This window comes from Candidatus Omnitrophota bacterium, from assembly GCA_028699255.1.
Taxonomy (GTDB): Bacteria; Omnitrophota; Gorgyraeia; order 2-01-FULL-45-10; family 2-01-FULL-45-10; genus FEN-1322.
In genome coordinates, this window is the sequence record JAQVUX010000004.1 from 40595 (window position 1) to 64060 (window position 23466).

General features: G+C 44.4%; 30 protein-coding genes and 2 riboswitches. All 30 genes read left to right on the top strand.

The window, feature by feature from the left end:
• Nucleotides 1–173: 173 nt before the first annotated feature.
• Nucleotides 174–1304, top strand: a complete 1131-nt coding sequence (locus PHS46_04205; protein MDD3905720.1) for a sodium:calcium antiporter — start codon at nucleotides 174–176, stop codon at nucleotides 1302–1304.
• On the top strand, nucleotides 1301–2011 hold the full coding sequence (locus PHS46_04210) for a response regulator transcription factor (GenBank protein ID MDD3905721.1): 711 nt from the start codon (nucleotides 1301–1303) through the stop codon (nucleotides 2009–2011). The genes PHS46_04205 and PHS46_04210 overlap by 4 nt, the downstream gene beginning before the upstream one ends.
• Nucleotides 1998–3791, top strand: a complete 1794-nt coding sequence (locus tag PHS46_04215; protein ID MDD3905722.1) for an ATP-binding protein — start codon at nucleotides 1998–2000, stop codon at nucleotides 3789–3791. The genes PHS46_04210 and PHS46_04215 overlap by 14 nt, the downstream gene beginning before the upstream one ends.
• Before the next feature lie 188 nt (nucleotides 3792–3979).
• Nucleotides 3980–4171, top strand: a complete 192-nt coding sequence (locus tag PHS46_04220; protein ID MDD3905723.1) for a hypothetical protein — start codon at nucleotides 3980–3982, stop codon at nucleotides 4169–4171.
• A gap of 47 nt (nucleotides 4172–4218) precedes the next feature.
• On the top strand, nucleotides 4219–5607 hold the full coding sequence (locus PHS46_04225) for a putative porin (protein ID MDD3905724.1): 1389 nt from the start codon (nucleotides 4219–4221) through the stop codon (nucleotides 5605–5607).
• 44 nt (nucleotides 5608–5651) lie between these two features.
• Nucleotides 5652–6596, top strand: coding sequence for a PstS family phosphate ABC transporter substrate-binding protein (locus PHS46_04230; GenBank protein ID MDD3905725.1), 945 nt, complete (start codon nucleotides 5652–5654; stop codon nucleotides 6594–6596).
• A gap of 21 nt (nucleotides 6597–6617) precedes the next feature.
• On the top strand, nucleotides 6618–7508 hold the full coding sequence (gene pstC, locus PHS46_04235) for a phosphate ABC transporter permease subunit PstC (GenBank protein ID MDD3905726.1): 891 nt from the start codon (nucleotides 6618–6620) through the stop codon (nucleotides 7506–7508).
• Complete coding sequence (pstA, locus tag PHS46_04240; GenBank protein MDD3905727.1) at nucleotides 7505–8359, top strand: phosphate ABC transporter permease PstA; 855 nt, start codon at nucleotides 7505–7507, stop codon at nucleotides 8357–8359. The genes pstC and pstA overlap by 4 nt, the downstream gene beginning before the upstream one ends.
• Nucleotides 8360–8363: 4 nt before the next feature.
• Nucleotides 8364–9122 carry a phosphate ABC transporter ATP-binding protein PstB gene (gene pstB / locus PHS46_04245; GenBank protein ID MDD3905728.1) on the top strand — a complete coding sequence of 253 codons (759 nt, stop codon included), beginning with the start codon at nucleotides 8364–8366 and terminating at the stop codon, nucleotides 9120–9122.
• A complete protein-coding gene (locus PHS46_04250) occupies nucleotides 9119–9520 on the top strand; it encodes a hypothetical protein (GenBank protein MDD3905729.1) in 402 nt (133 codons plus the stop codon). Before pstB ends, PHS46_04250 begins: the two co-directional genes overlap by 4 nt.
• 14 nt (nucleotides 9521–9534) lie before the next feature.
• Nucleotides 9535–10203 (top strand): phosphate signaling complex protein PhoU, encoded by a 669-nt coding sequence (gene phoU / locus PHS46_04255; protein ID MDD3905730.1) that lies wholly within the window; start codon nucleotides 9535–9537, stop codon nucleotides 10201–10203.
• A 78-nt stretch (nucleotides 10204–10281) separates the two neighbouring features.
• Nucleotides 10282–10355, top strand: a riboswitch (cobalamin riboswitch).
• A 91-nt stretch (nucleotides 10356–10446) separates the two neighbouring features.
• A riboswitch (cobalamin riboswitch) is annotated at nucleotides 10447–10637 on the top strand.
• Nucleotides 10638–10704: 67 nt separating this feature from the next.
• Entirely contained in the window at nucleotides 10705–10950 is a 246-nt protein-coding gene (locus tag PHS46_04260; GenBank protein MDD3905731.1) for a hypothetical protein, read from the top strand.
• 3 nt (nucleotides 10951–10953) lie between these two features.
• The gene (locus tag PHS46_04265) at nucleotides 10954–11109 is read left to right on the top strand and encodes a hypothetical protein (GenBank protein MDD3905732.1); all 156 of its coding nucleotides are present in this window, start codon (nucleotides 10954–10956) and stop codon (nucleotides 11107–11109) included.
• Between the two features lie 15 nt (nucleotides 11110–11124).
• A complete protein-coding gene (gene thyX, locus PHS46_04270; GenBank protein MDD3905733.1) occupies nucleotides 11125–11877 on the top strand; it encodes an FAD-dependent thymidylate synthase in 753 nt (250 codons plus the stop codon).
• Nucleotides 11878–11881: 4 nt separating this feature from the next.
• The gene (locus tag PHS46_04275; GenBank protein ID MDD3905734.1) at nucleotides 11882–13969 is read left to right on the top strand and encodes a ribonucleoside triphosphate reductase; all 2088 of its coding nucleotides are present in this window, start codon (nucleotides 11882–11884) and stop codon (nucleotides 13967–13969) included.
• Nucleotides 13966–14556, top strand: a complete 591-nt coding sequence (locus PHS46_04280; protein MDD3905735.1) for an anaerobic ribonucleoside-triphosphate reductase activating protein — start codon at nucleotides 13966–13968, stop codon at nucleotides 14554–14556. Before PHS46_04275 ends, PHS46_04280 begins: the two co-directional genes overlap by 4 nt.
• A gap of 74 nt (nucleotides 14557–14630) precedes the next feature.
• Entirely contained in the window at nucleotides 14631–15104 is a 474-nt protein-coding gene (locus tag PHS46_04285) for a transcriptional repressor (protein ID MDD3905736.1), read from the top strand.
• 75 nt (nucleotides 15105–15179) lie between these two features.
• Complete coding sequence (locus tag PHS46_04290; protein ID MDD3905737.1) at nucleotides 15180–15464, top strand: DUF5320 domain-containing protein; 285 nt, start codon at nucleotides 15180–15182, stop codon at nucleotides 15462–15464.
• A gap of 90 nt (nucleotides 15465–15554) precedes the next feature.
• Nucleotides 15555–15917, top strand: a complete 363-nt coding sequence (locus tag PHS46_04295) for a NifB/NifX family molybdenum-iron cluster-binding protein (GenBank protein ID MDD3905738.1) — start codon at nucleotides 15555–15557, stop codon at nucleotides 15915–15917.
• Nucleotides 15918–15930: 13 nt separating this feature from the next.
• Entirely contained in the window at nucleotides 15931–16308 is a 378-nt protein-coding gene (locus PHS46_04300; protein MDD3905739.1) for a NifB/NifX family molybdenum-iron cluster-binding protein, read from the top strand.
• Nucleotides 16309–16325: 17 nt separating this feature from the next.
• On the top strand, nucleotides 16326–16577 hold the full coding sequence (locus PHS46_04305) for a ferritin (GenBank protein MDD3905740.1): 252 nt from the start codon (nucleotides 16326–16328) through the stop codon (nucleotides 16575–16577).
• Nucleotides 16570–17190: a class I SAM-dependent methyltransferase gene (locus tag PHS46_04310; GenBank protein ID MDD3905741.1), complete on the top strand. Its 621-nt coding sequence runs from the start codon at nucleotides 16570–16572 to the stop codon at nucleotides 17188–17190. Before PHS46_04305 ends, PHS46_04310 begins: the two co-directional genes overlap by 8 nt.
• A 9-nt stretch (nucleotides 17191–17199) precedes the next feature.
• A complete protein-coding gene (locus PHS46_04315) occupies nucleotides 17200–18051 on the top strand; it encodes an ATP-binding protein (GenBank protein MDD3905742.1) in 852 nt (283 codons plus the stop codon).
• Nucleotides 18048–18929 carry an ATP-binding protein gene (locus PHS46_04320; GenBank protein ID MDD3905743.1) on the top strand — a complete coding sequence of 294 codons (882 nt, stop codon included), beginning with the start codon at nucleotides 18048–18050 and terminating at the stop codon, nucleotides 18927–18929. The genes PHS46_04315 and PHS46_04320 overlap by 4 nt, the downstream gene beginning before the upstream one ends.
• Nucleotides 18898–19554 carry a methylenetetrahydrofolate reductase C-terminal domain-containing protein gene (locus PHS46_04325; protein MDD3905744.1) on the top strand — a complete coding sequence of 219 codons (657 nt, stop codon included), beginning with the start codon at nucleotides 18898–18900 and terminating at the stop codon, nucleotides 19552–19554. Before PHS46_04320 ends, PHS46_04325 begins: the two co-directional genes overlap by 32 nt.
• 3 nt (nucleotides 19555–19557) lie before the next feature.
• Nucleotides 19558–20403: a DUF2099 family protein gene (locus PHS46_04330; GenBank protein ID MDD3905745.1), complete on the top strand. Its 846-nt coding sequence runs from the start codon at nucleotides 19558–19560 to the stop codon at nucleotides 20401–20403.
• A complete protein-coding gene (locus PHS46_04335; GenBank protein ID MDD3905746.1) occupies nucleotides 20400–20735 on the top strand; it encodes an iron-sulfur cluster assembly scaffold protein in 336 nt (111 codons plus the stop codon). The genes PHS46_04330 and PHS46_04335 overlap by 4 nt, the downstream gene beginning before the upstream one ends.
• Before the next feature lie 7 nt (nucleotides 20736–20742).
• Complete coding sequence (locus PHS46_04340) at nucleotides 20743–21453, top strand: MBL fold metallo-hydrolase (GenBank protein ID MDD3905747.1); 711 nt, start codon at nucleotides 20743–20745, stop codon at nucleotides 21451–21453.
• Nucleotides 21454–21484: 31 nt separating this feature from the next.
• Nucleotides 21485–21718 (top strand): FeoA family protein, encoded by a 234-nt coding sequence (locus tag PHS46_04345; GenBank protein MDD3905748.1) that lies wholly within the window; start codon nucleotides 21485–21487, stop codon nucleotides 21716–21718.
• Nucleotides 21715–23445, top strand: a complete 1731-nt coding sequence (locus PHS46_04350; GenBank protein ID MDD3905749.1) for a ferrous iron transporter B — start codon at nucleotides 21715–21717, stop codon at nucleotides 23443–23445. The genes PHS46_04345 and PHS46_04350 overlap by 4 nt, the downstream gene beginning before the upstream one ends.
• Nucleotides 23446–23466 lie beyond the last annotated feature (21 nt).

Genomic DNA, 23466 nt, shown 5'->3' on the forward strand with positions numbered 1-23466 from the left:
AAACCTACGCGGTTAACAGGTTGAGAATAACCGTGCGTAGAATAACCGCGTATAGAATAACCGCGTAGGTTATTCTGTGGTAAACCGGTAGCAAACCTACGCGGTTAACAGGTTGATATTCTGTGGTAAGCCGGTAGCAAACCTACGCGGTTAGCATGTGAGGAGAAGATAGAGTGGAAGCATTAAACGCGATATGGACTTTTCCGGCGATAATACTTGCCGCTATGCTTATAGCCTGGTCGGCGGAATGCGGCCAATTCTTCATCTCGCAGGGGCTTGCCCTCGCGGTGCTCGCGTGGGTGCAGACACTTCCCGAGTTTGCGGTCGAAGCGGTTATCGCTTTTAGCGCCGCGAAGGATTCGGCAAAATTACATCTCATCACGGCCAACTTCACCGGTTCTTTGAGGTTATTCGTGGGTCTCGGCTGGCCGATGGTCTATTTCGTCTCGATGTTCTTCGGTAAAATAAAGGGACGTGACAGATATTCCTGGTCCATAAAATTACATGATGAACATGCCGTCGCCATATTGGCGCTTCTTCCGGCGCTTATCTATTTTATGGTGATATATTTCAAAGGGACGCTAAATGTTTTTGACGGCGTCATTCTTGGAGCGATCTACTTCGCGTACCTGTACGCTCTGTCAAAATTTCCCGCCCGCGACAAGGAGGGTGTGAATGATCTCGGTCGCGTTCCGAAATATGTCATGAAGTTAAAATATCCCGCCGATATCATATGGATTATAGGTTTATTTTTAGCCGGCGCGGTGATCATATTTTTCTCGGCGCACCCTTTTCTTAATTCGATGCTTGCCATAGCCGTATCTATGGGTATATCTCAATTCGTTTTTGTCCAGTGGGTGTCGCCGTTTTTAAGCGAATTTCCGGAGAAACTCTCTGCGTTTTACTGGGCGCGAAAGGTCACGAAGGCTCCGATGGCGCTGGTCAATTTTGTGTCCTCCTCTATAAACCAGTGGACGATACTTGTGGCGATGATACCGTTTATTTATTCGTTCGGCCTCGGTCATTTCGCGCCGGTCGTATTCGACGGCCACCAGAAGGCCGAAATACTATTGACGATAGTCCAGTCCTACCTGGGGTTTTTATTCCTGGCGAGCATGGACTTCGGCTTCTTCGAAGCGGCGGCGCTTTTTATCCTATGGCTTACCCAGTTCATCTTTCCAGACATCCGCCGCGAAATAACGTGGGTTTACGGCGCATGGGCGATCATCGAGACATTCCGTCTCGTGAAGAATTTCGATAAACGTAATGCTTTCCATGTACTGTTTAAGAGGGCATCTAAATGACGAAAGAGAAGATACTCATAATCGAAGATGAAAAAGATATTATCAGGATGCTCGAATATAACCTTAAGAAGGAAGGGTATGATACGGCTTCCACGCGTAACGGCCAAGACGCAGTTGATGCGGCCAGCAAAGAGCGCCCCGATCTAATACTTCTCGACCTGATGCTGCCAGGTATGAATGGCTTCGAAGTGTGCAAGGCATTAAAAGATAAAGACTCGCGCCAGACGATTTCAATCCCGATAATTATGCTTACCGCTAAGTCTCAGGAGTCCGATAAGATCGTAGGATTGGAACTTGGGGCGGATGATTACGTGACTAAGCCGTTTAGCCCGAAGGAACTCATCGCCCGGATAAGAGCGGTGTTGCGGCGAGCTAAAGAAAAAGGCCGGCCCCTGGAGGTGTTGAAGGCGGGGGATCTCGTTATCGATTTTTTAAAGATAACGGTAATGGTAAAAAATAAACCGGTAATGCTTACCGCGAAAGAGTTCGAGCTTTTAAAGACGCTGGTAAAGGCCAACGGCAGGATGTTGTCGCGCGACTACCTGCTTAATACGATATGGGGACTCGACCAGTCGCTCGAGATACAGACGCGCACAGTCGACGTGCACATAAGAACTTTGCGTAAAAAACTGAAGAGCGCCTCTAAATATATCGTAACGGTTAAAAACTACGGATACAGGTTCGAAGACGAGAATGAAGATTACTAGTTTCGGCTCAAAACTTATATTATCCTACCTGCTGGTTATCCTGATACCTTTTACGCTTATAGCTTTTTTTCTCGACAAAAAGCTCGAAAAAAACTCCCTGCATAATATTCAATCGTCTCTTATTACAAGGGCCCGTCTTATCGAGGATCGCCTGTTTTCCGACAAGCTTGCCGGGGAAGATACGGCTTATCTGGAAAGTGTCGTTAAAAAATTGAGCCTGATGGCGGAATGCCGGATTACCGTTATTTCTGTCAGCGGTAAAGTTCTCGCTGATTCCGAAAAACCGCTGGAAGATATTGCGCGTATGGAAAATCATAGCGACAGGCCGGAGGTAAAGACGGCCCTTGCCGGCCGCGTCGGAGTGGATATCCGCTATTCGCCTACGCTAAAAATAGATATGCTCTACGCCGCGCTTCCTTTACAGAATAAGAACGTAATCGCGGGGGCTCTGCGGCTCGCGCTTCCGCTTACGAGTGTCCAGAACACCCTTTTTGTCATTAGAAAAATCGTATTTCTTGGATTATTTTTCGCCGTTATTTTTGCTTTTATACTTGGGTCTGTCCTGGCGCTTAAGACGGTCGGGCCTATAAATAAAATGATCCAGGTATCGCGCAGGTTTTCGGAAGGGGATTTCAGCCGCAGGATATTTCATGGTTCCAGGGACGAGATAGGCGAGTTGGCGTCTACACTGAACCACATGGCGCAGGATATTGAAAATAAGGTAAAAGAGATCGAATCCCAAAATCAAAAACTCGCGGCAATTTTTAACAGTATGGTAGAAGGTATTATGGTGATAGACGGCCTTGCCCGCATAGTCTCAATCAATCCGGCCGCCGAGCGGATATTCGCCGTATCAGGTTCTGCGGTAAAGGGCCGGCTTTTTCTCGAGGCGATCCGCAATAATGACTTATTCGGGATAATCGATATTACGCTGAGAAGCGGAGAATCGTCGCGCGCCGAAATAACGCTTTTATATCCGGTGAAGCGTATATTTGAAATAAATGCCGCACCCATATTCGATGTTCCTGTTTCGTCCGGGGGTAATGCTGATATCGTTGTCGGATGCCTGGCGGTAATACATGATATAACGGAGATAAGGCGGCTCGAGACGATGCGTCGCGATTTCGTGGCGAACGTTTCACATGAATTGAAGACGCCGCTTACCTCTATAAAGGGTTTTGTGGAGACGCTCCTGGAAGGCGCCCTGGATGACAAGGAAAACGGCCGGAATTTTCTGAAAATAGTCCAGGAACATACTGAAAGGCTGGATTCGCTGGTGAGTGATTTGCTTGTTTTGTCCAGTCTTGAATCGAAAGAAACGCCGCTTAATAAGGAGAATGTCGATCTAAGGCAGCAATCGGACAAGGTCATCCTCGGCTTCTCGTCACAACTGAAGGATAAAAATATAAAAGTAGAAAATAATATTCGGCCGGGCCTTGTAGTTAATGTCGATAAAAAGAAGATCGAGCAGGTGTTTACCAATCTTATTGATAACGCCATAAAATTTAATAAGGGCAACGGCTTTATTAAAATCTACAATAATGATATGTCCGGTTTTACGAAGATAACGGTTGAAGATTCCGGCCTTGGGATTCCCGAAAAAGATATTTCACGCATATTCGAACGATTTTACCGTGTGGACAAGGCGCGCTCCCGCGAATTGGGCGGCACCGGCCTGGGCCTTTCGATAGTCAAACACATAATAGAGTTGCACGACGGTACCGTCGGTGTAGAGAGCGCGGAAGGCGTTGGATCGAAATTCTGGTTCACGATGCCGTAAAAGGCGGCGAAGAGCTCTTAAAAATGCGGCCTGTTACACAACAATAAATTTTAACCCTGCCAGTAATTTTTAAAACCCTGTAAAAACTTTACATGTATTTTACTTCCCCTTGAAGCGGATTTAATATCCATATTCTATACTCCTGTTAGAAAACAAACGGCCCCCACATATACGGAAGGAGGTGAAGTATGTTCGGTGACGAACTGATAATAGGGAGCGTTAGGGCTCAGGTGGAACATCTTAAACAGATCCTCGCGCAGATAGAAGATGATCAGCGGTGGAAAGAGCATAGTGTCTATTATGCTAAGGAGATGTATGATGTCGAGAAGAACTTGAGGAAAATACGAAAATTCGATTTTGAGCCCATAAATAAAAGATAAAATGTTGGATTGAAAAAAGAAAAAAACACAAACGGGAGAGTGATAAAATGAAGAAGCTACTGCTCGTATTATGTCTGGTGGCTTTATTTGCGTCGGCTCACGGCAGGCAGGCGCAGGCAAGTGAAGTGGATGTGTTGGTGCAAAAGTTAGTGGAAAAGAGTGTCCTGTCGCCTGCCGAGGCGCAGATCATTATGGATGAGACGAAACTGCAGGTGTCGAAAGACTTGGCGCAGGCGAAGTCGCTTTCTGTGCCGGACTGGACCCAGCGGGTAAAGTGGGGCGGTGACGTCAGGTTCAGGACTCAAGGGGACTGGGGGAAGCCTACCACATCCGACAGCGCTTCTACTATAAAGCACCAGCGTATTAGAGAAAGAGTTCGAGGCAGATTCTACATGGAAGGGAAGATAAACGATTTTATGTACGGCGGAGTAAGGTTTGCCGGAGGGGCTACGAGCGCCAGATCGACGAACGATACCCTTGACGATTATTTTGCGAAAGACTATGCGATGTTCGATCAATACTACATCAGGGTGGATGCTCCGAGCGAAATGATCAGGGATTACGGCCAATATTTCAGCGATGCCAGGCTCTGGCTGGGCAGGTTTACTAATCCTTACGAATCCTCCGAACTTGTATGGGACACGGACATAAATCTGAATGGTATCGCATTTCAGTATGTGTCGCCCGATCTGAAAATCGGCACTCTACCGGATGTTAATATTTTTTCCAACCTTGGTTTTCACTGGCTGAACGAGAGCGCTAACATAAGCGCCGATCCTCTGCTTTTCGGCGGCCAGGCAGGTATAAAGACCGCGCGATTCGGCCCGCTTGATACGATAATGCAGATCGCGACCAGCATGTGGGATTTTACGCACCTGAAGGGCAAAAATCCTACCGGATCGTCTGGGACGAACTCGCGTTGGTGGAACGGCGCCGGCGGGGATAATACGGCCGGGACGTATAGATACGACTACTACCTCCTCGATCTTTTACTAAGCGTGGATAACGAAAAGATATTCGATATCCCACTGCCCAATGGATTGTATACAGATTTTGTCCACAACATGGGTTGCTCTGAACAGAACAACGGATTCCTGCTCGGATGCTATATAGGTAAGAAGAAGTTGAAGGCTCAGGGGGATTGGAAAGTCAGGACGGAGTGGCGCTATATAGAGCGCGATGCAGTCGCGGACTTCACACCGGATTCGGACTTCTACGGATTCGGAACCTATACCGCATCCTCGACCAGCGCGAATACCAATGGTGTGCCTGCCGAAGGCGGCACGAACGGTAAAGGTATTAATATAGCGTTTGAATATCAACTGCTTAAAAACACAGGCCTTAACATAGAGTATTACTGGATGGAACCAATTAAATCCTGGGGTAAATTAGATCCATGGAATGAAGTTCAGTTTGATATTGTCACCAAATTCTAACATCGCAAGTTTACGAATAATTCATAAAAAAAGAAGGGGGTAACATGAATAGATTTCTAACGGTGTTTCTAATAATTTCGCTCGGGCTCTTCAGCCATAGCTTCTGTTTTGGGGGTGAGAATATGGTGCAGGTCAAAGGATCCGACACTCTTATTAATGTGGTGCAGAAGCTGGCCGAGTTGTACATGGAGAAAGCTCCCGGCATAAGTATCGCGGTTACGGGTGGTGGATCCGGAACCGGCATAGCGGCCCTTATAAACAAAAACTGCGCGATAGCAAATTCGTCCCGCCAGATAAAGTCCAGTGAAGTCGAGCAGGCGGTCAAGAAAGGGGTTGACGCGAAAAGAATGGTTGTGGCTATAGATGCTCTCAGTATTATAGTGAACGCCCAAAATCCGGTCGATGCTCTTACGGTAGAGCAGATCGGAAAAATATATAAAGGCGAAATAAAAAACTGGAGTGAGGTTGGAGGCAATAACCTTGCCATTACTCTCTACGGAAGGCAATCTAATTCCGGAACTTATGATTTTATGAAGGAAAACGTTATGTTCGGAGAATATTCTCCGAACCTTAAGAGCATGAACGGCAACGCCCAGATATCCGAGGCTCTAAAGCAGGATGCTTCGGGCATAGGTTATGTAGGCGTAGGTTACGCGAAAGAAGCTGTTGGAGTGAAGGCGCTTAAAGTCGCGGTTAAGAGCGGCGGCGCATATTATGATCCTTTCAATATAATGGATGTCAAAAGCGGGAGATATCCGATAACCAGGCCTCTGAATCAGTATATTAACGGCATGCCTAAAGGATTGGTAAAAGATTTCCTCGAGTTCGAATTAAGCTCCGAAGGCCAGGCGATAGTCGAGACGGAAGGTTTCTTCGCCATACCGGAAGAATACCAAACGTATAATGATCAGGTTCTGGGCCGATCCGGTAAGATAAGGGAAAGTCCTATGCGGCCCGAAGACCTGGAAGCAAATCTTGGCGCCGGATGAAATACACAAAGAGGATGGGTTATGTCCAGACATAATAATTTTAAAGAGAAGCTTATCCATGGCCTGTTCTTTTTTAACGGGCTGTTGGTAATATTGGTGTTGGCGGGCATATTTGCGCTCTTGGTTGCAAACGCTCTCCCGGCTTTTAAAGAAATACGCGTAGGGCAATTCCTGTTCAGCGCGGCATGGAACCCGACGGCAACTTTTACGGCGCCCTCCTATGGGATACTATCCATGCTTGTCAGTACACTTATGGTATCCGCCGGGGCGCTTATTATTGCGGTGCCGCTGGGTATAGCGGCGGCGGCTTATCTCTCCGATGTAGCAAGTAAGCGCGTCAGAGAGATCGCGAAGCCCATAGTGGAGATATTGGCGGGTGTACCTTCTGTAATTATCGGTTTTCTGGGAATAGTATTGGTAGGGCCGATCATTGCCAGGATATTTCATCTTTCGAACGGCCTGAATGCCCTTAACGGATCAATATTGCTCGCGATCATGGCTTTACCGACCATCATAAGCTTATCGGAAGACGCGCTTAACGGTGTTCCCAAGTCATTCCAGGAGGCGTCGCTGGCACTGGGAGCCACGCATTGGCAAACTCTCGTGAGGGTAAAGATACCGGCGGCGTTGTCCGGCATAATCGCGGCGAGCATGCTGGGAATGGGCAGGGCCATAGGCGAGACGATGACTGTTTTGATGGCGACTGGATGCGCCATCGCCATGCCGAAAAGTTTTTTGCAGTCGGTGCAGACGATGACCGCGACTATAGCCATCGAGCTGGGCGAGGTACCATATAACACCACTCACTATTATGCCCTTTTCGGCATAGGCCTAGTATTATTTATAATCACTTTCATCGTTAATATGATATCGGATATCGTACTGCACAGGTACCAGAGGGTTTATAAATGAAGGCAAAACAGATTCAGGAAAATTTGGGTTTTAATTTTCTCAGGTTGTCCATATGCGTCGTCATATGCGCGTTGATAATCATCCTGTACGATATCGTAAGCAAAGGGATTGGCGTAATAAACTGGAAGTTTCTGACTTCCATGCCGAAGAACGGTATGACCGAAGGAGGCATACTTCCTGCCATAGTCGGCACTATTTTGGTTACGCTCATTACGGCGTTACTGGCAATTCCTTTAGGGATGGGGTGCGCAGTTTATTTGAATGAGTATGCCGCCGACAGCAAACTTACGCGGCTGATCCGTATGGCTATCCGTAATTTATCCGGCGTGCCGTCGATAGTGTACGGATTATTCGGCGTAATTTTATTCGTCCAGATGATGAGGCTGGGTACATGTGTCTTATCCTCCGGGCTAACCCTCGGGCTCATGACTTTGCCATGGACCATTACTGCGAGCGAAGAGGCGCTGAAGAATGTGCCGAATTCGTACAGGCAGGGGGCTTTAGCGCTGGGCGCAACCAAGTGGCAGTCGATAAAAACGAATGTATTGCCGTACGCAGTCCCCGGTATGCTTACAGGCACGATACTCGGCCTCTCCCGCGCCGCCGGGGAGACGGCGCCGATCCTTTTCACGGGCGCCGCGTTCTTTTTACCGCGCCTTCCGGGATCGCTTTTTGACCAATTTATGGCCCTGCCATATCATCTATATGTCATGTCCACACAACACCATGCCATATCAAAGGTAAGGCCCATCGCGTATGGGACGGCGCTGGTATTGATCGCGCTCGTATTTGCCATGAACCTGTGTGCTGTGATCATAAGATATCGTTTAAGAAAAGCCAGGACGGAGTGATGCTATGGAAAATGTAAAAATAAGAGTCGGGCAGTTCAATTTTTATTACGGCCAGGCGCGTGTATTGAAAAACGTGTCGATGGATATCGCCGCGAATAAAGTGACGGGGATTATCGGCCCGTCCGGTTGCGGCAAGTCGACGTTTTTGCGAAGCATAAACCGTATGAATGAAACTATACTCGGAACAAGGGCGGAAGGCCTGATAGCTCTTGACGGCAAGAGCATTTATGATGAAGATGTCGATGTCGTGGATATAAGACGAAGGGTGGGGATGGTGTTTCAAAAATCCAACCCATTCCCTAAAACTATTTTTGATAATGTTGCGTACGGGCTTAAGATAAACGGCATAAAGGACAAATATTTTATACAGGATAGGGTGGAGAGAAGCTTAAAAGATGCGGCGATATGGAGTGAGGTCAAAGATAGGTTGAATAGGAACGCGTTTGAATTGTCCGGCGGCCAACAGCAGAGGCTTTGCATTGCCAGGGCTTTGGCGGTCGAGCCGGAGGTTATCCTTATGGACGAGCCGGCATCGGCGCTGGATCCTACGGCGACATTAAAGATAGAAGAGCTCATCCAGGAGTTGAAGAAGAAATATACGATAGTCATAGTTACGCACAACATGCAACAGGCCGCCAGGATATCCGATTTTACCGCTTTCTTTATGCTGGGCGAGCTCGTAGAATATAATCTGACCAGCATAATGTTTACCAAGCCGTCTAAAAAAATAACCGAGGATTATATAACGGGGAGATTCGGGTGAAATATAAAAAGATAATTTTATACGGTGTCTTATGTTTTTTATTGTCATCCTGTGAAACAATAAAAGAGATAAGGCAAAGTGATGTGTTTAATAAAGCGGGACAATTTCGTCTAAACCCCGTCCATCCCAACACCTACTGGTTTAATGGTAAGACGTATGAGTATAACGATTACAAGATCGAGATCGTCTCCTGGCCCTGCAAAGTTCATGTAAAATGGGATGGTAAATATATAGGCGATACGCCGATGATATATAGCTTTACCGGAACGCTGGATAAAGACGATGTCGTGAGGATGGTGGTTATACCTTTTGATGAAAGTTTTGGGCCGCAGGAAGCGGTTTTGAGGATAAGGGATGAACTTCCGAGAAAGATGGATTTTAAGCTCAACAAGAAATAGGAGGTACGGATAATATGGAACGACATTTTGACCAGGAGTTGAAAGAGCTTAACAAAGATATTCTGAGAATGGGTTGTTATGCGGAAGAGGCGATATTCAAATCGATAGAGTCTCTCAAAAACCGCGACGCTTCGCTCGCCAAAAATGTGATCAAAGGCGATGCCGACGTTGATAAGCTGGAATTGGATATAGATGAGAAATGCATAGACCTGATCGCCCGTTATCAGCCGATGGCCAAGGACCTGCGTTTTATCACGACAGGCATGAAGCTGAATACAGAGCTGGAGCGGATAGCCGATATAGCCGTCGATATCGCTCAGCGTTCGCTGGAACTCTCGAACAAGCCGCTTTTAAAGCCGCTTGTGGATATACCAAGGTTGACGGCTGTCGCGCAGGGTATGGTGAAGCTTTCAGTCGATTCATTCGTAAAACAGGACGTGGGATTAGCCAGAAAGGTAATACTATCCGACAGCGAAGCTGACCTTTTAAGAGATACTATCTCGAAAGAGCTCGTGGACGACTACATGATGAAAGACCCGTCTTCCGCCCCGAGAGCCGTTCAACTTCTCCTGATAACGCGCTTTCTGGAACGTATTTGCGACCACACCACCAATATAGCCGAAGACGTCATATATATGGTCCAGGCCGAAGTCGTAAAACATCATCCGGAAAAATTGGGATGAAGTTTTTAGGAATGCCTTGTCAAAAAATAATTGACAAACATAATCATGAATGGTATATATAACACATAACTTTGGCAGGGAATTCGGCGAGAATCCGAAACTGTACCCGCAACTGTATACAGGCATATAATGTGACCTGTGAGTCAGAACGCGAAGTCCTCCGGGGATAGAGGTGCTAAAATAGTCTTAACAAGGAAGATTATTTGACCCAACCTCTATGAAAAAGGTTGGGTTTTTTGTTTTACAATACAAATATATACAGGTCCTGCTTAAAGCAGGATAAAAGGGAAGCTTGTAAAGTCAAGCGCGGTCCCGCCGCTGTAACCGGGGACGAAAGTCACAACTAGCCACTGTCTAGTATTCATTAGGCGGGAAGGCGTGATGAGTAGACTGATCCGGCAGCCAGAAGACCTGCCTGTATGTGTAGCCTCGCGGAAGGATTAAGTAAGCAGGGTGCAATCCTTAAGCTTTTTATAATTAGCTTAAGGATTTTTTTATTTTATGCGAATCAACGTATTAACCGATAAACCTACAGATAGTATTTTGAAAAGTTTATTTCAAGAGGATTTTTCGCTTGTCAGGGAGCAAATACTGGAAGCACTTACTTGCGAACCGGACAAAAATAAACTCTTTGGAGTTATTCTATGTGAGCATTTTAAGAAAGTCAAAGAATGTGAGAATCTTAGTCTAAAAATAATCGCATTAAAAAACGTATTAATGGCGTTGGATTATCTGGGAGAGCAGTGATATATGCCTAATAGAACAATTTTGTTAGATGAAAAAGAATTAATTGAGCTTCAGAGGATTTTGCTGGATAAAGACGAAAAGGGCGCATTAGAGTTTTTAAGAAAAATCGAAGAGAGATCAAAGCCATCAAAGAGCGTATGCAGGCCTTGGGGCAAATAAAAAGGAGGCGGGTAAATGACACAGGTGAAATTACATGTAGAATTATTGGATTTTTCACAGAATGCCTTGTCTATAATCTATGCGTCATGTCGGCAGTGTTATTCGGCGGATTTTGCCGGGAAGATATTTGCCGATGGCCTTAAGGACGCATCGAAACAGGAAGAATTTGTACGGCAGGTCGTCTCTTCGGGGCATGAGAGCCCCCTTGAGCATGTGAAGTTTACCTTTGCCATTGAAGGCGTATCAAGGGCGTTAACTCATCAGCTTGTAAGGCACAGGATAGCTTCATATTCCCAGCAGAGCCAAAGATATGTAAAAGAAACCTCTTTTGACTACATTATCCCGCCTTCAATAGAATCCGATGAAGAGATGAAGAGGGAATACATCGGCGTTATGCATAAGATCCAGGATAGTTATAACAATCTGTTAAAGCTGTTTGAGAAAAAAGGCAAGAAGGGCGAAGCGGCAAATCAGGATACGCGTTTTGTACTACCTCAAGCGGCAGAGACAAAGATAGTCGTGACTATGAATTGCAGGGAACTGAAACATTTCTTCGAAGAGCGGTGCTGCACCCGGGCGCAGTGGGAAGTTAGGAAACTGGCTGAAGAAATGCTAAAGATATGCAAACAGGAGTTGCCCGCTGTTTTTAATAATTCTGGGGCAAAATGTATAAAACTTGGATATTGTCCGGAAGGCACGAAATTTACATGTAAGAAGTACCCGTTAAAAGAAGAAGCCCTTGGAGGTAAGTATGCCGATGCTCGTTGAAAATATGTTTAAAAAAATAGTAAAAAGGGATGGCTCCGAAGAAGAGTTTGATTCCAGGAAGATTGTAAATGCTATAAATAAAGCAGGAGTTGCGGCGGGGGAGTTCGGTATTGATGCTGCCGAAAAGTTGGCTGACAAGGTTTTGAATACAGCCTTTCAGTTTACCGTTAACGACAATCCGTCAGTCGAAATGATGCAGGATATCGTGGAAGAGGTGCTTATAGCCTCTCCCTATAAAAAAGCCGCCAAGGCGTTCATTTTATATAGAGATGAACATGCCAGGATACGGGAAATTACATCGAAGTTTAACGTTAATCTTGTGGATCAATACATCAATAACATGGATTGGCAGGTAAAAGAGAACAGTAATATGGGTTTTTCTTTGCAGGGGCTTAATAATTATCTTTCTTCGGAAGTGAGCAAGATATACTGGCTCAATAAAATTTACACCAATAATATTAAGGAAGCTCATTTGGGCGGAGATTTTCATATCCACGACCTTGGCATTTTAAGCGCATATTGCGTCGGATGGGATCTTCAGGATCTGCTTCTCACGGGATTTAAAGGTGTCAGAGGCAAGGCGGAGGCGAAGCCGGCAAAACATCTTCGAACAGCATTAGGACAGATAGTGAATTTCTTTTATACGCTTCAAGGGGAGGCGGCAGGCGCTCAGGCCTTTTCGAATTTCGATACATTATTGGCCCCGTTCATACATTACGATAATTTAGATTATAAGGCCGTAAAACAGGCGCTGCAGGAGTTCCTCTTTAACGTGAATGTTCCCACGCGCGTAGGTTTTCAAACGCCTTTTACTAATATAACGCTCGACTTGACGATTCCGTCGTATTTTAAGGATCAGCCGGTAATAATAGGAGGTGAGCAGCAGTCAAAAACGTATAAGGAATTTACAAAAGAAATGGATATGTTCAACAGGGCGTTCCTGGAAGTGATGTTGGAAGGTGACGCCAAGGGTAGGGTATTTACTTTTCCGATCCCGACCTATAACATATCGAAAGATTTTGATTGGGATAATTCAAACTTGTCTTTATTGTGGGAGGTAACCGCCAAATATGGGATACCTTATTTCGCGAACTTCGTTAACTCCGATATGAATCCGGAAGATGCCCGTAGCATGTGCTGCCGTCTGCGTATCGATAATCGCGAGCTTCGCAAGCGTGGGGGAGGGCTGTTCGGCTCGTCACCGCTAACCGGCTCCATAGGTGTGGTGACCATAAATATGCCGCGGCTTGGGTACTTGTCCAAAAGCGAAGATGAGTTTTTTGCCAGGCTGGATAAACTCATGCGCATGGCAAAAGCAAGCCTCAGGATTAAGAGAAAAATGCTGGAGCAATTAACCGCAAATGATCTTTATCCTTATGTTAAGTTTTATCTTAGGAATGTTCATCAGCGTTTTGGGGAATATTGGAAGAATCATTTTTCTACGATAGGACTTACAGGCATGAACGAGGCCTGTCTTAATTTTTTGGGGGAAGATATCGGCTCAAAACGTGGAAGGGAATTTGCTTTGAAAGTTATGGATTTTATGAGGGATAAGCTCCTGGAGTTTCAAAAAGAAACAGGTGATAACTACAATCTTGAGGCTACCCCCGCCGAAGGGACGTCTTACAGGCTTGCTAAACTTGATAAAGAAAAATATCCGGGGATCATAGATGCTAATAATATTAAAACGGATGGCAAAAAACCGTCATTCTACACGAACTCAACCCAGCTTCCAGTAAACTATACCGACGATCTTTTTAAATTGCTGGATCTTCAGGATGCGCTTCAGGCAAAATACACAGGTGGAACGGTCCAGCATCTTTTTATCGGTGAAAGGATAAGCAATACGGACGCGCTTAAAAGCCTGATTAAAAAAATATGTACAAGATTTCACCTGCCGTATTTTTCGATTACGCCGACCTTCAGCGTTTGCCCATCGTGTGGTTACATGGCCGGTGAAGTACAAGTATGTCCTACCTGTAAAAGTGTGTGTGAAGTGTATTCGAGGATCGTGGGATATTTACGTCCGGTAGTCCAATGGAACGACGGCAAGCAGGCCGAATTTAGCATGAGGAAGACATTAAAAATATGAAAGTAGGGGGCTTGCAGAAACTTTCGCTTATAGACTATCCTGGAAAGACGTGCGCGGTAATATTCACACAAGGATGTAATTTCCGATGTGGCTATTGTCATAATTTGGAGCTTGTCTATACGGAGTTTTTTACCGAGCCGATTCCTTTCGAACGTGTACATGAATTTCTTAAAGAGAAGGCGGGGTTATTAGACGGTGTGGTTTTTTCCGGAGGAGAGCCGACTCTGCAGGAAGATCTTATTGACAGGATCCAAGATGTTCGTTCTTTAGGATATGCCGTAAAACTTGATACGAACGGAAGCAACCCCTATATTTTATCGGAGATTTTGCCATATCTTGATTATGTTGCCATGGACATCAAGGCTCCTATCGGGGATAAATATGCGCGTGTATGCGGCACGCCGGTTGATGATTACAATATACGCGTGAGTATATTTTTAATAAAGGCATCGGGAATTCGGCATGAGTTCAGAACGACGTTTGATAAAAAATTGCTGATAAATCCAGATATCATAAAGATTAAGAATTTAATTGGTAAATCAAGGTTTAATCTGCAGGAATGCGCGGATAGAAAAACTTCCTTATAAAAACATCTTGACAAGAATAGATGAATAGTGTATTCTTGATATTGAAAACCATTATCATTAAGGAGTGTATTGATATGCCAAGAGGAAACGGACAAGGCCCAGCATGGTGGCACGGAAGGTTTAAAGGTTGCGGTTACAGGATAACTGTCGGTCGTGAAGCTATTCTGGATGTGCTTACCAAAGCCGATAGGCATTTAAGCGCCGAAGATATATATATGAAGGTGCATGCGGCGTATCCAGCGATAGGGCTTACCACTATATATAGGACGCTTGAGATCCTTGTTAATATGGGACTAGTATTCAAGTTCGACTTTGGTGATGGCAGGGCACGGTATGAACTGGCCGAAGGATCGAATAGAAGCACTCACCACCATCACTTGATATGCACTAATTGTAAAAGAGTGGTCGATTATACCGACTTCATAGATGATGAGATAGAGTTGCTCCATAAGACGGAAAAAGGACTTTCCGAAAAGTACGATTTCGCAATTACAAACCATTTAATCCAATTTTATGGCTTATGTGATAAATGCAAGAAAAAGAAGTAGGGGGAGATATATTTTTTTCGATATAAATGGAAATGATTTTCATTAACAGAAACTTAAGAAAAGGAGGTGATTAAGATGCCAGGAGGAGATGGAACAGGTCCAATGGGTATGGGCCCGATGACCGGTGGCGGGAGAGGGTTTTGCGTTGCTCCTGTATCCAGCATAAGGCCGAGATCGTTTGGAAGAGGCTACGGCAGGGGTTGGGGAAACCAGCTCTATGCCACAGGTCTTCCTCGTTGGGCAAGAGGTGCCAACGAAGCTGAAGTGTTGAAGGAAGAGGCTGGTTTTCTCAAAGAAGAGCTCAAGGCGGTCGAAGATCGTATTGAGACGCTGGAGAAGGCCCAAACATCCGCAGGATAAATGGCGGATAGGAGTGGAGCGCCAAGCGCGCAGTGCTCCATTCCTTGGGCATTGTGTTTATCGACATCAATATAACAAAAGAGGTGTGCTATGAGATTAGGTATAACGCTTGAAGACCAGAGCGGTCTTCAGGGTAATGTTGCCGAGCATTTTGGGCAGTGTAAATATTTTTTTCTGCTGGACATTGAGAATAATAAAGTGAAGAGCAGTAGAATAGTTGAGAATACGGCAGTGCATGGCGGCGGAGGATGTATAGCCGTAGATGAATTGCTGAAATACAACGTTACCCATGTTATTGCAGGCGGGATGGGTGGCGGCGCTCAACAAAAATTCGCTCAAGCAGGCGTGAAAGTTTTCGGTTATTCAGGTAAAACAAAAGATGCGATAGATGATTTTTTGACAAATAAGATTGGCGGGTTGGGCGCGTGTAAGGAACATGGCACATGCCACTAAAGGAGAGTCGATTATGAAGATCTGCGTGACATCGGAAGGTAAAACGCTCGATTCTAAAATAGATCCCCGTTTTGGAAGGTGCCAATATTTCGTATTTGTTGACACGGATACTTTAGATTTAGAAGCGGTTGAAAACCCGAATATGCAATTTCAGGGCGGCGCCGGAATTCAATCAGGGCAACTTATGATATCCAGGGGCGTAAAAGCCGTTCTGACCGGGAATGTCGGCCCTAACGCTTTTCAGACGCTGCAGGCAGGCGGTATAAAGATATATACCGGCCTTTCGGGGAAGGTCCGGAATGCTGTCGAAAATTATAAGAGCGGGGAATTAAAAACTACGGAAAACCCGAGCGTAGGGTCTAAATTCGGGATGCCGGGTAAAAATAAATAAAACCAGGGAGGTTAAATATGCCGTTTTTTGAGCCGTTAGAAAAGATGGATCCTAAACATGTTGACTTGGAACGCGATAGGAAATCGTTAAGGGAAGAACTCGAAGCTATCGATTTCTATCAGGAGAGGATAGACGCCACAAGTGATGATTCCTTAAAGAAACTTCTCGCGCATAATATGAATGAGGAAAAAGAACACGCGGCCATGATTATAGAGTGGCTAAGGAAGAATGACGCGACACAAAACAAGATGTTTGATGAGCATGATTAATAAAGTTTCAATAGATAAAGAAGTCCGTGAGAATCATAAAGCATATCTTGAAAGAAAGAAGTTATATAAAAGTTTCGGCTACGATGTAGATAAAGAAAGGGATTTTATCTTAAGAGAGGCGATGCCACTTTCAGGTAAGATTCTTGAGGCCGGAACAGGCAAGGGCCATTTTGCGCTTGCGCTCGCGAAACGGGGGTATTCATTTGTAACCTTTGATATCTCAGAGGAAGAGCAGCGTTTTGCAAGGCTTAATATAGCGTATAACGGGCTTGAAAAACAGGTCGATTTCAGGATCGAAGACGGTGAACGCACAAGTTTTGCTGATGCAAGTTTCGATGTGGTTTTCTCTGTCAACGTCCTTCATCACCTCGCCAATCCATATCGAGTGATAAACGACTTGATTCGAGTCCTTGCTCCGCACGGAAAATTAATCATCAGCGATTTCTCAAAGAAGGGTTTTGATGTTATGAATAAAATCCATGCGCTTGAAGGCAAAACGCATGAATCAGGCAAGGTGAGCCTATCAGACGCCGAAAAGTATCTGTCAAATAAAGGTTTTTCGATCAAGAAAGCAAAGAGCATATACCAACATATTGTTGTGGCTACAAGGTAAACAAGAATTATGATTATTTCAGTCGCGAGTGGTAAGGGCGGAACAGGTAAGACTACAATTGCCGTTAATATGGCTTTGTCTTTAAGCAATGTGCAATTTCTTGATTGCGATGTCGAAGAGCCCAATGCCCATATTTTTCTAAAACCGGAAATAGAAGGAAGATCTTCGGCTTTTATTCCTATCCCGGAAGTAGATGAGGCAAGATGTAACGCGTGCGGCAAGTGCCGCGAAGTATGCGCTTATCATGCGATAGCCGTTATTCCTCCGAGCAATGATGCAAAGGGAAGCGTTCTCGTTTTTCCGCACTTATGTCATGGGTGCGGCGCCTGCAGTTTGCTTTGTCCTCAAAAAGCCATTAGAGAAGTAAATAAAGAGATAGGCGTTGTCGAAATAGGAATGTCGCAGGATATACAATTTGTTCATGGAAGACTCAATGTCGGTGAAATAATGTCTCCGCCTTTGATTAGGCAGGTCGAAGATTATATTAATCCCGCCAAAACCGTTATTATCGACGCGCCGCCCGGAACGTCCTGCCCTGTTATAGCCGCGGTTAAAAAAAGCGATTACTGCATACTTGTAACCGAGCCGACGCCATTCGGGCTTAATGACTTAGTGTTAGCAGTCGAGGTCTTAAGGAAGCTTGAGATTCGTTTCGGAGTCGTCATTAACCGCTCTGATATAGGCGATGATAAAGTTGACAAATATTGTCAGGATAACAATATATCAGTGCTTCTACGGATACCGTTCGATAGAGAGATAGCTCTTCTTTATTCACGCGGTATTTCGTTAGTTCAGGAGAAGCCGGAATATAAAGAAAAATTCCAGAAGATGTTTGCAATCATAACAAAAGAGATGCCATGAGGCAGATAGTAGTTATAAGCGGTAAAGGCGGAACGGGTAAGACGATTCTTACAGCGTCATTTGCCGCCTTAGCTAAGAATAAGATAATGGTAGACTGCGATGTGGACGCTGCGGATCTGCATCTTTTATTACATCCGAACGTAAAAGAACGTCAGGAATTCAAAAGCGGTAGGACCGCGAAGCTTGATAAGAAGATATGTAATAAATGCGGAAAGTGTATCACTCTATGCAGATTCGGCGCAATTAGCGATGATCTGACTATAGATTCAGTGTCTTGTGAAGGTTGCGGGTTATGCAGCCTTATATGCCCTGCCGGTGCAATAACTATGGAGGAGAACATAGCCGGTGAGTGGTTTATATCGGATACAAAATATGGTCCTTTTGTCCATGCCAAATTAGGTATTGCGGAAGAAAACTCTGGGAAACTTGTCGCGAAAATACGACAAGTAGCCAAGGAAATCGCTGAAAAAGACCGGCTCGACTATATTATCGTTGACGGGCCTCCGGGGATAGGATGCCCCGTTATTGCCTCACTTTCAGGCGTAGATTGCGCTATAGTAGTTACCGAGCCGACTCTTTCGGGGCTTCATGATGTGAAAAGAGTTATTGAAGTATGCGCTCATTTTAAGGTGCCGGTTAAGATGGTTATCAATAAATATGATCTTAACATTGACATGACCGAGGAGATAGAAACATATTGTCGATCCGGGGATATTGAGGTTGTAGGTAAAATATTATTTGATAGCTCTATCCCCAAGACATTAGTAAGGGGTATAACGGCGATCGAAGGTGCTAGTGAAGAAGTAATAGAAGAGATAAAAGATATATGGAGAAAAGTTATAAGCCATGATAATAACGAAGCAGAAACCGCTGGATGAAATACTAAAATATATTAAGAATGATACAACCGTTTTCCTGATCGGATGCGCTGTCTGCGCGACTACCTGTAAGACCGGCGGCGAAAATGAGATAAAAAGTTTGTCAGAAGCACTTGAAAGGAAAGGTAAGACCGTAGCCGGGTGGGATATTCTTAATCCGGCTTGTTATGTTTTCGAGTCAAAGAAGCTTCTTAGGCGCAAAGAAAAAGAGCTTGCCGCTTCTCAATCGATTATAAGTCTTGCCTGTGGCGGTGGAACACAAGCCATAGCGGAAGTCGTGCAGAAACCGGTTTATCCGGCCAATGACACGTTATTTCAAGGGGAAATTGTCAGGCTTTCACCAAAAGAGGATCGTTTTGAGAAGAAGTGTCTGATGTGCGGGAAATGTATAGTGGGCATGACCGGTGGCATCTGCCCAATTACCAGATGTCCTAAAGGCCTGCGAAACGGCCCTTGCGGCGGGCAGAATAAAGGGAAGTGCGAAATCGATCCTGACCGTGATTGCGCGTGGATACTCATCTACAAAAGACTTAAAGAGTTGGGTCAGCTTGAAAATATGCGGTTAATGAACGGCGTAAGAGATCATAGAAAAGCAATTGATTGGTTGCTGGTTAATAAACATTAAAATATGGCTGATAGAAAAAAAGATATTCATATTGTCAGATATTTTTCGTCATTGATTACGATATCAAATGGTAAAGTAATCAAAGTAACTAAGCCGACCATCTCGCATTGTCCGCTTGCCGGTTTTTTTTACAAAGGGCTCAAAAGATCCGGCGATTTGCCGCTTCCGCGGCTAAAGGACGAAATTAAAAAAGTCATTGAAGTCAAAATAGAACAGTTTGGTTTTTGCTCGAAAAAGCGTATCCTTTGGGATGACGATGAATCCGTGCCTTACGGCGCTTCGGAGATGATAACCCACGGTTTAAAGAATAAGATTATCGATAGTTCCGTCATAGTCTGTGACGGCGCGGGTACGGTGGTAGTGTCAATTCCCCAGGTTGTGCAGGGTATAGGCGCCAGGATGCATAGCGTCCTTCGCACATCTGCAATTCCTGAGGTCATTGACAGGCTGCATCAATATGGCTGTCACACGATAAATAACGGTGGGATAATTGATCAAAAAAGAGGCGTTATTGAGGCCGCGAAAGAAGGTTATAAAAATATAGCCGTTACAGTCAGTGCCTATCAAGGAGAGGATTTAAAGAGTATCCGGGCATTGGAAAAGCAATACGGCATATCGCTGATCATTCTGGCGATATGCGCGACAGGCATCAACAAAGAGCGAATAACTGAAATAGAGAAATATGCAGATTTAGTCTGGGCATGCCGTTCTAGAGAAGTAAGGAATGTCCTGTGCATAAAAGCAGTTGAAATATTGTCAAATGCCTCGCCTGTATATATCCTTACACAGAAAGGGAAGATGTTTGTCTCCGGTTATTCGCCCAACATATTCAAAATGCGGAAGAAATGAAAGATAATAAATATTTCGGCCAGATGAATGACCCGAGCGGCTCAGCCTATATTAAAGGTATATGCGGTGACCAGATGGAATTTTATATAGTAGTGGAGAATAACAAAATAATCGATGTTAAGTTTCATACTGACGGGTGTGTTTATACATTGGCCTGCGGAGCTATGGCGTGTAAGCTTGCGGTAGGAAAAACTATTCAGGATGCATTGGGTGTATCAGCAGGACAGATAATTACAGAATTGAAGGTTTTACCCAAAAGCCATGTTCATTGCGCGATACTTGCAGTGAGTACGTTATATAAAGCTATAGCTGATTATTTACTTAAACCATGAGGGGAACGTGAAACTAAAGATTCTTGCTGAGGGTTCGACAAAGTGGCGGCGTTTTATAAAACATTGGGGGTTGTCTATCCTGATAGACGACGATATTCTTTTTGATACATTCGGCAAACCGGATTATGTCCTAAGACAGTTGAAAAGATTTAAAATAGACATTAATAAAATAAAACATATTGTCATTTCTCACGATGACTGGGATCACGTTACCGGTTTGGATAAAATATTGGAGCGCAACAAGAATGTCACTGTCTATATATGCCCGCATTTTAAACCGGATATTAAAGCCAAAATACGACATTGTGGAGCGCGAATTGTAGAGGTAGATGGAGTGACAAATATACGTGATAATATTTATTTAAGCGGTGAACTCACAGGAAAACGTCGCGATTCCAATATACCGGAACAATATTTGGCGGTAAAGACAGCTAAAGGGATTATTGTCCTTACAGGATGCGCCCATCCAGGCATAATAGAAATTGTGCAGCATGCCAAAGCTGCTTTTAATATGAATGCGTATCTTATTATGGGTGGTTTTCACCTTAAAGATCATACGGTCGAAGAAATCCATAAGATTGTATTAAAATTAAAAGAACTTGGAGTTTGTCAGGTAATTCCTTTTCATTGCACAGGCCGGAACGCGCAACAGATATGTTTCAAAGAATACAGTGCAAATTGTTTTGCGGTAAACGAGGGACAATCAATAGAAGTATAAAATAAATATTTTTATGATAGAATGACAAACTATGAAGAAAATATCTTTAGTGCATCTTAAACCTGACCAAAATGTTAAGGTTTCAGAAATTTTAGGAGGCGGCGGTTTACAGCATAGATTGACTAGTATGGGTCTGCATATAGGTATGAAAATCACCAAGCTTAGCCATATTGGATTAAGAGGGCCTGTAGTGATAAAGGTAGGCAGAAGTGTTCTTGCTCTGGGGCATGGTATGGCGGCAAAAGTTATCGTAGAGACGGAATGATAAAGAAGATATATTTAATAGGCAATCCTAATGTCGGCAAAAGTGTGGTATTCTCCCGCCTTACAGATGTCCACGTAATCTCATCTAACTATCCCGGCACAACCGTAGAGTTTATTAAGGGCTATTTGAGCTTGGGAAATGAGAAGATCGAGGTTGTAGATTTACCCGGCACATATTCGCTGGAGCCGTCTTCAAGCGCCGAAGAAGTAGCTGTTTCCTTATTGAGAGAATGCTCTAAGAACGAAATCGCGGTGGTCAATATACTTGACTCGACCAATTTAGAGAGAAATTTGCTTTTAACCCTGCAGCTCATCGAAGAAGGATTTCCGACAATCGCATGCCTAAACATGTGCGATGATGCTTTTCATAGGGGAGTTCATATTGATATTAAGAAACTGGAAGAAATAATACATATTCCGGTGATATCGACCTGTGCCGTAATCGGTGTAGGTATAAAATTATTGATCGACAGGATAAAAGAAGCGGCACCCGTCGTGAAAGATAAGGTTTCGCATGAAGAGCGTTGGAAAGAAATAGGACGTATTATCGAGCAGGTGCAGCGTCTTGAGCATCGTCATCATTACTTAAGAGAGATGCTGGAGGACGCGTCCGTGCGGCCAGTTTCAGGACTGATAATGGCGGCAGGGGTCATATATGTATCGTTCAAGATAGTCCGGTTCATAGGCGAATTCATAATCGGTAGAATAACCGACCCTTTCTTTTACGGGACGATCCAGCCTTTGTTGGAAAAACTGGCCGCTCATTGGCAGGAAAAGAGTTTTATATTCCACTTACTTATAGGCGATCTAATCAATGGAAAGATCGATTTTAAGCAATCACTTGGTGTATTGACCACAGCCCCTTACATTGAATTCGGTATGGTATTGCCGTATGTCATATCATTCTATCTTGTCCTAAGTCTTTTAGAAGATATAGGGTACTTGCCCCGTTTGGCGATATTACTGGATAATCTATTGCACCGTCTTGGCCTGCACGGCTACGCCATCATACCGGTGCTTTTAGGATTCGGTTGTAACGTTCCCGGTATATTGTCAACGCGCGTTTTGGAGTCAAAACGCGAGAGATTTATCGCGTCGACTATTATTTCCATAGGTGTGCCATGTGTTCCACTGCAAGCAATGATTGTCGGGCTGTTGGGTGTATTTGGCGGTTTTTATGTGGGCGGGGTATATCTGGTGTTATTCATTATAATTTTGATATTAGGGATTATTTTAAACCGGGTATTGCCCGGATACAGTCCCGAGTTTTTAATAGAAATCCCACCTTACAGATTTCCACCTTTAACAATGCTGGCAAGAAAATTATACTTTCGCGTTAAAGGATTTTTGTTCGAGGCGGTACCGATCGTTTTGATAGGCGTACTGGCTATTAATATCCTGCTGTATTTTAGGTTATTCGATATTATCACGGGAATATTCGCGCCGATTATCCATGGCTTATTCGGCTTGCCCAAAGAAGCGATAGTCGCCCTGATTATAGGTTTTTTAAGAAAAGATGTCGCAGTAGGGATGCTCGCGCCACTCGCGCTTTCAGCCAAGCAGTTATTCATAGCGGCAACATTGCTAGCGATATCATTCCCATGTATCGCTACGTTCATAGTTTTATGGAAAGAGTTGGGTGTGAAAGATCTGATTAAATCAACTGTCATTATGATAACGATTAGTATTATTGTGGGTACAGCGCTTAATTTTGTAGTATTGCGTTGAACTATCTAATAGGAAGGTAAT

Bases quoted from the DNA above. Each gene is read 5' to 3' on its own strand.
- PHS46_04210 (MDD3905721.1), top strand. From the start codon at position 1,301: ATGACGAAAGAGAAGATACTCATAATCGAAGATGAAAAAGATATTATC.
- PHS46_04215 (MDD3905722.1), top strand. From the start codon at position 1,998: ATGAAGATTACTAGTTTCGGCTCAAAACTTATATTATCCTACCTGCTG.
- PHS46_04220 (MDD3905723.1), top strand. From the start codon at position 3,980: ATGTTCGGTGACGAACTGATAATAGGGAGCGTTAGGGCTCAGGTGGAA.
- PHS46_04225 (MDD3905724.1), top strand. From the start codon at position 4,219: ATGAAGAAGCTACTGCTCGTATTATGTCTGGTGGCTTTATTTGCGTCG.
- PHS46_04230 (MDD3905725.1), top strand. From the start codon at position 5,652: ATGAATAGATTTCTAACGGTGTTTCTAATAATTTCGCTCGGGCTCTTC.
- pstC (MDD3905726.1), top strand. From the start codon at position 6,618: ATGTCCAGACATAATAATTTTAAAGAGAAGCTTATCCATGGCCTGTTC.
- pstA (MDD3905727.1), top strand. From the start codon at position 7,505: ATGAAGGCAAAACAGATTCAGGAAAATTTGGGTTTTAATTTTCTCAGG.
- pstB (MDD3905728.1), top strand. From the start codon at position 8,364: ATGGAAAATGTAAAAATAAGAGTCGGGCAGTTCAATTTTTATTACGGC.
- phoU (MDD3905730.1), top strand. From the start codon at position 9,535: ATGGAACGACATTTTGACCAGGAGTTGAAAGAGCTTAACAAAGATATT.
- PHS46_04260 (MDD3905731.1), top strand. From the start codon at position 10,705: ATGCGAATCAACGTATTAACCGATAAACCTACAGATAGTATTTTGAAA.
- PHS46_04265 (MDD3905732.1), top strand. From the start codon at position 10,954: ATGCCTAATAGAACAATTTTGTTAGATGAAAAAGAATTAATTGAGCTT.
- thyX (MDD3905733.1), top strand. From the start codon at position 11,125: ATGACACAGGTGAAATTACATGTAGAATTATTGGATTTTTCACAGAAT.
- PHS46_04275 (MDD3905734.1), top strand. From the start codon at position 11,882: ATGTTTAAAAAAATAGTAAAAAGGGATGGCTCCGAAGAAGAGTTTGAT.
- PHS46_04280 (MDD3905735.1), top strand. From the start codon at position 13,966: ATGAAAGTAGGGGGCTTGCAGAAACTTTCGCTTATAGACTATCCTGGA.
- PHS46_04285 (MDD3905736.1), top strand. From the start codon at position 14,631: ATGCCAAGAGGAAACGGACAAGGCCCAGCATGGTGGCACGGAAGGTTT.
- PHS46_04290 (MDD3905737.1), top strand. From the start codon at position 15,180: ATGCCAGGAGGAGATGGAACAGGTCCAATGGGTATGGGCCCGATGACC.
- PHS46_04295 (MDD3905738.1), top strand. From the start codon at position 15,555: ATGAGATTAGGTATAACGCTTGAAGACCAGAGCGGTCTTCAGGGTAAT.
- PHS46_04300 (MDD3905739.1), top strand. From the start codon at position 15,931: ATGAAGATCTGCGTGACATCGGAAGGTAAAACGCTCGATTCTAAAATA.
- PHS46_04305 (MDD3905740.1), top strand. From the start codon at position 16,326: ATGCCGTTTTTTGAGCCGTTAGAAAAGATGGATCCTAAACATGTTGAC.
- PHS46_04310 (MDD3905741.1), top strand. From the start codon at position 16,570: ATGATTAATAAAGTTTCAATAGATAAAGAAGTCCGTGAGAATCATAAA.
- PHS46_04315 (MDD3905742.1), top strand. From the start codon at position 17,200: ATGATTATTTCAGTCGCGAGTGGTAAGGGCGGAACAGGTAAGACTACA.
- PHS46_04320 (MDD3905743.1), top strand. From the start codon at position 18,048: ATGAGGCAGATAGTAGTTATAAGCGGTAAAGGCGGAACGGGTAAGACG.
- PHS46_04325 (MDD3905744.1), top strand. From the start codon at position 18,898: ATGATAATAACGAAGCAGAAACCGCTGGATGAAATACTAAAATATATT.
- PHS46_04330 (MDD3905745.1), top strand. From the start codon at position 19,558: ATGGCTGATAGAAAAAAAGATATTCATATTGTCAGATATTTTTCGTCA.
- PHS46_04335 (MDD3905746.1), top strand. From the start codon at position 20,400: ATGAAAGATAATAAATATTTCGGCCAGATGAATGACCCGAGCGGCTCA.
- PHS46_04345 (MDD3905748.1), top strand. From the start codon at position 21,485: ATGAAGAAAATATCTTTAGTGCATCTTAAACCTGACCAAAATGTTAAG.
- PHS46_04350 (MDD3905749.1), top strand. From the start codon at position 21,715: ATGATAAAGAAGATATATTTAATAGGCAATCCTAATGTCGGCAAAAGT.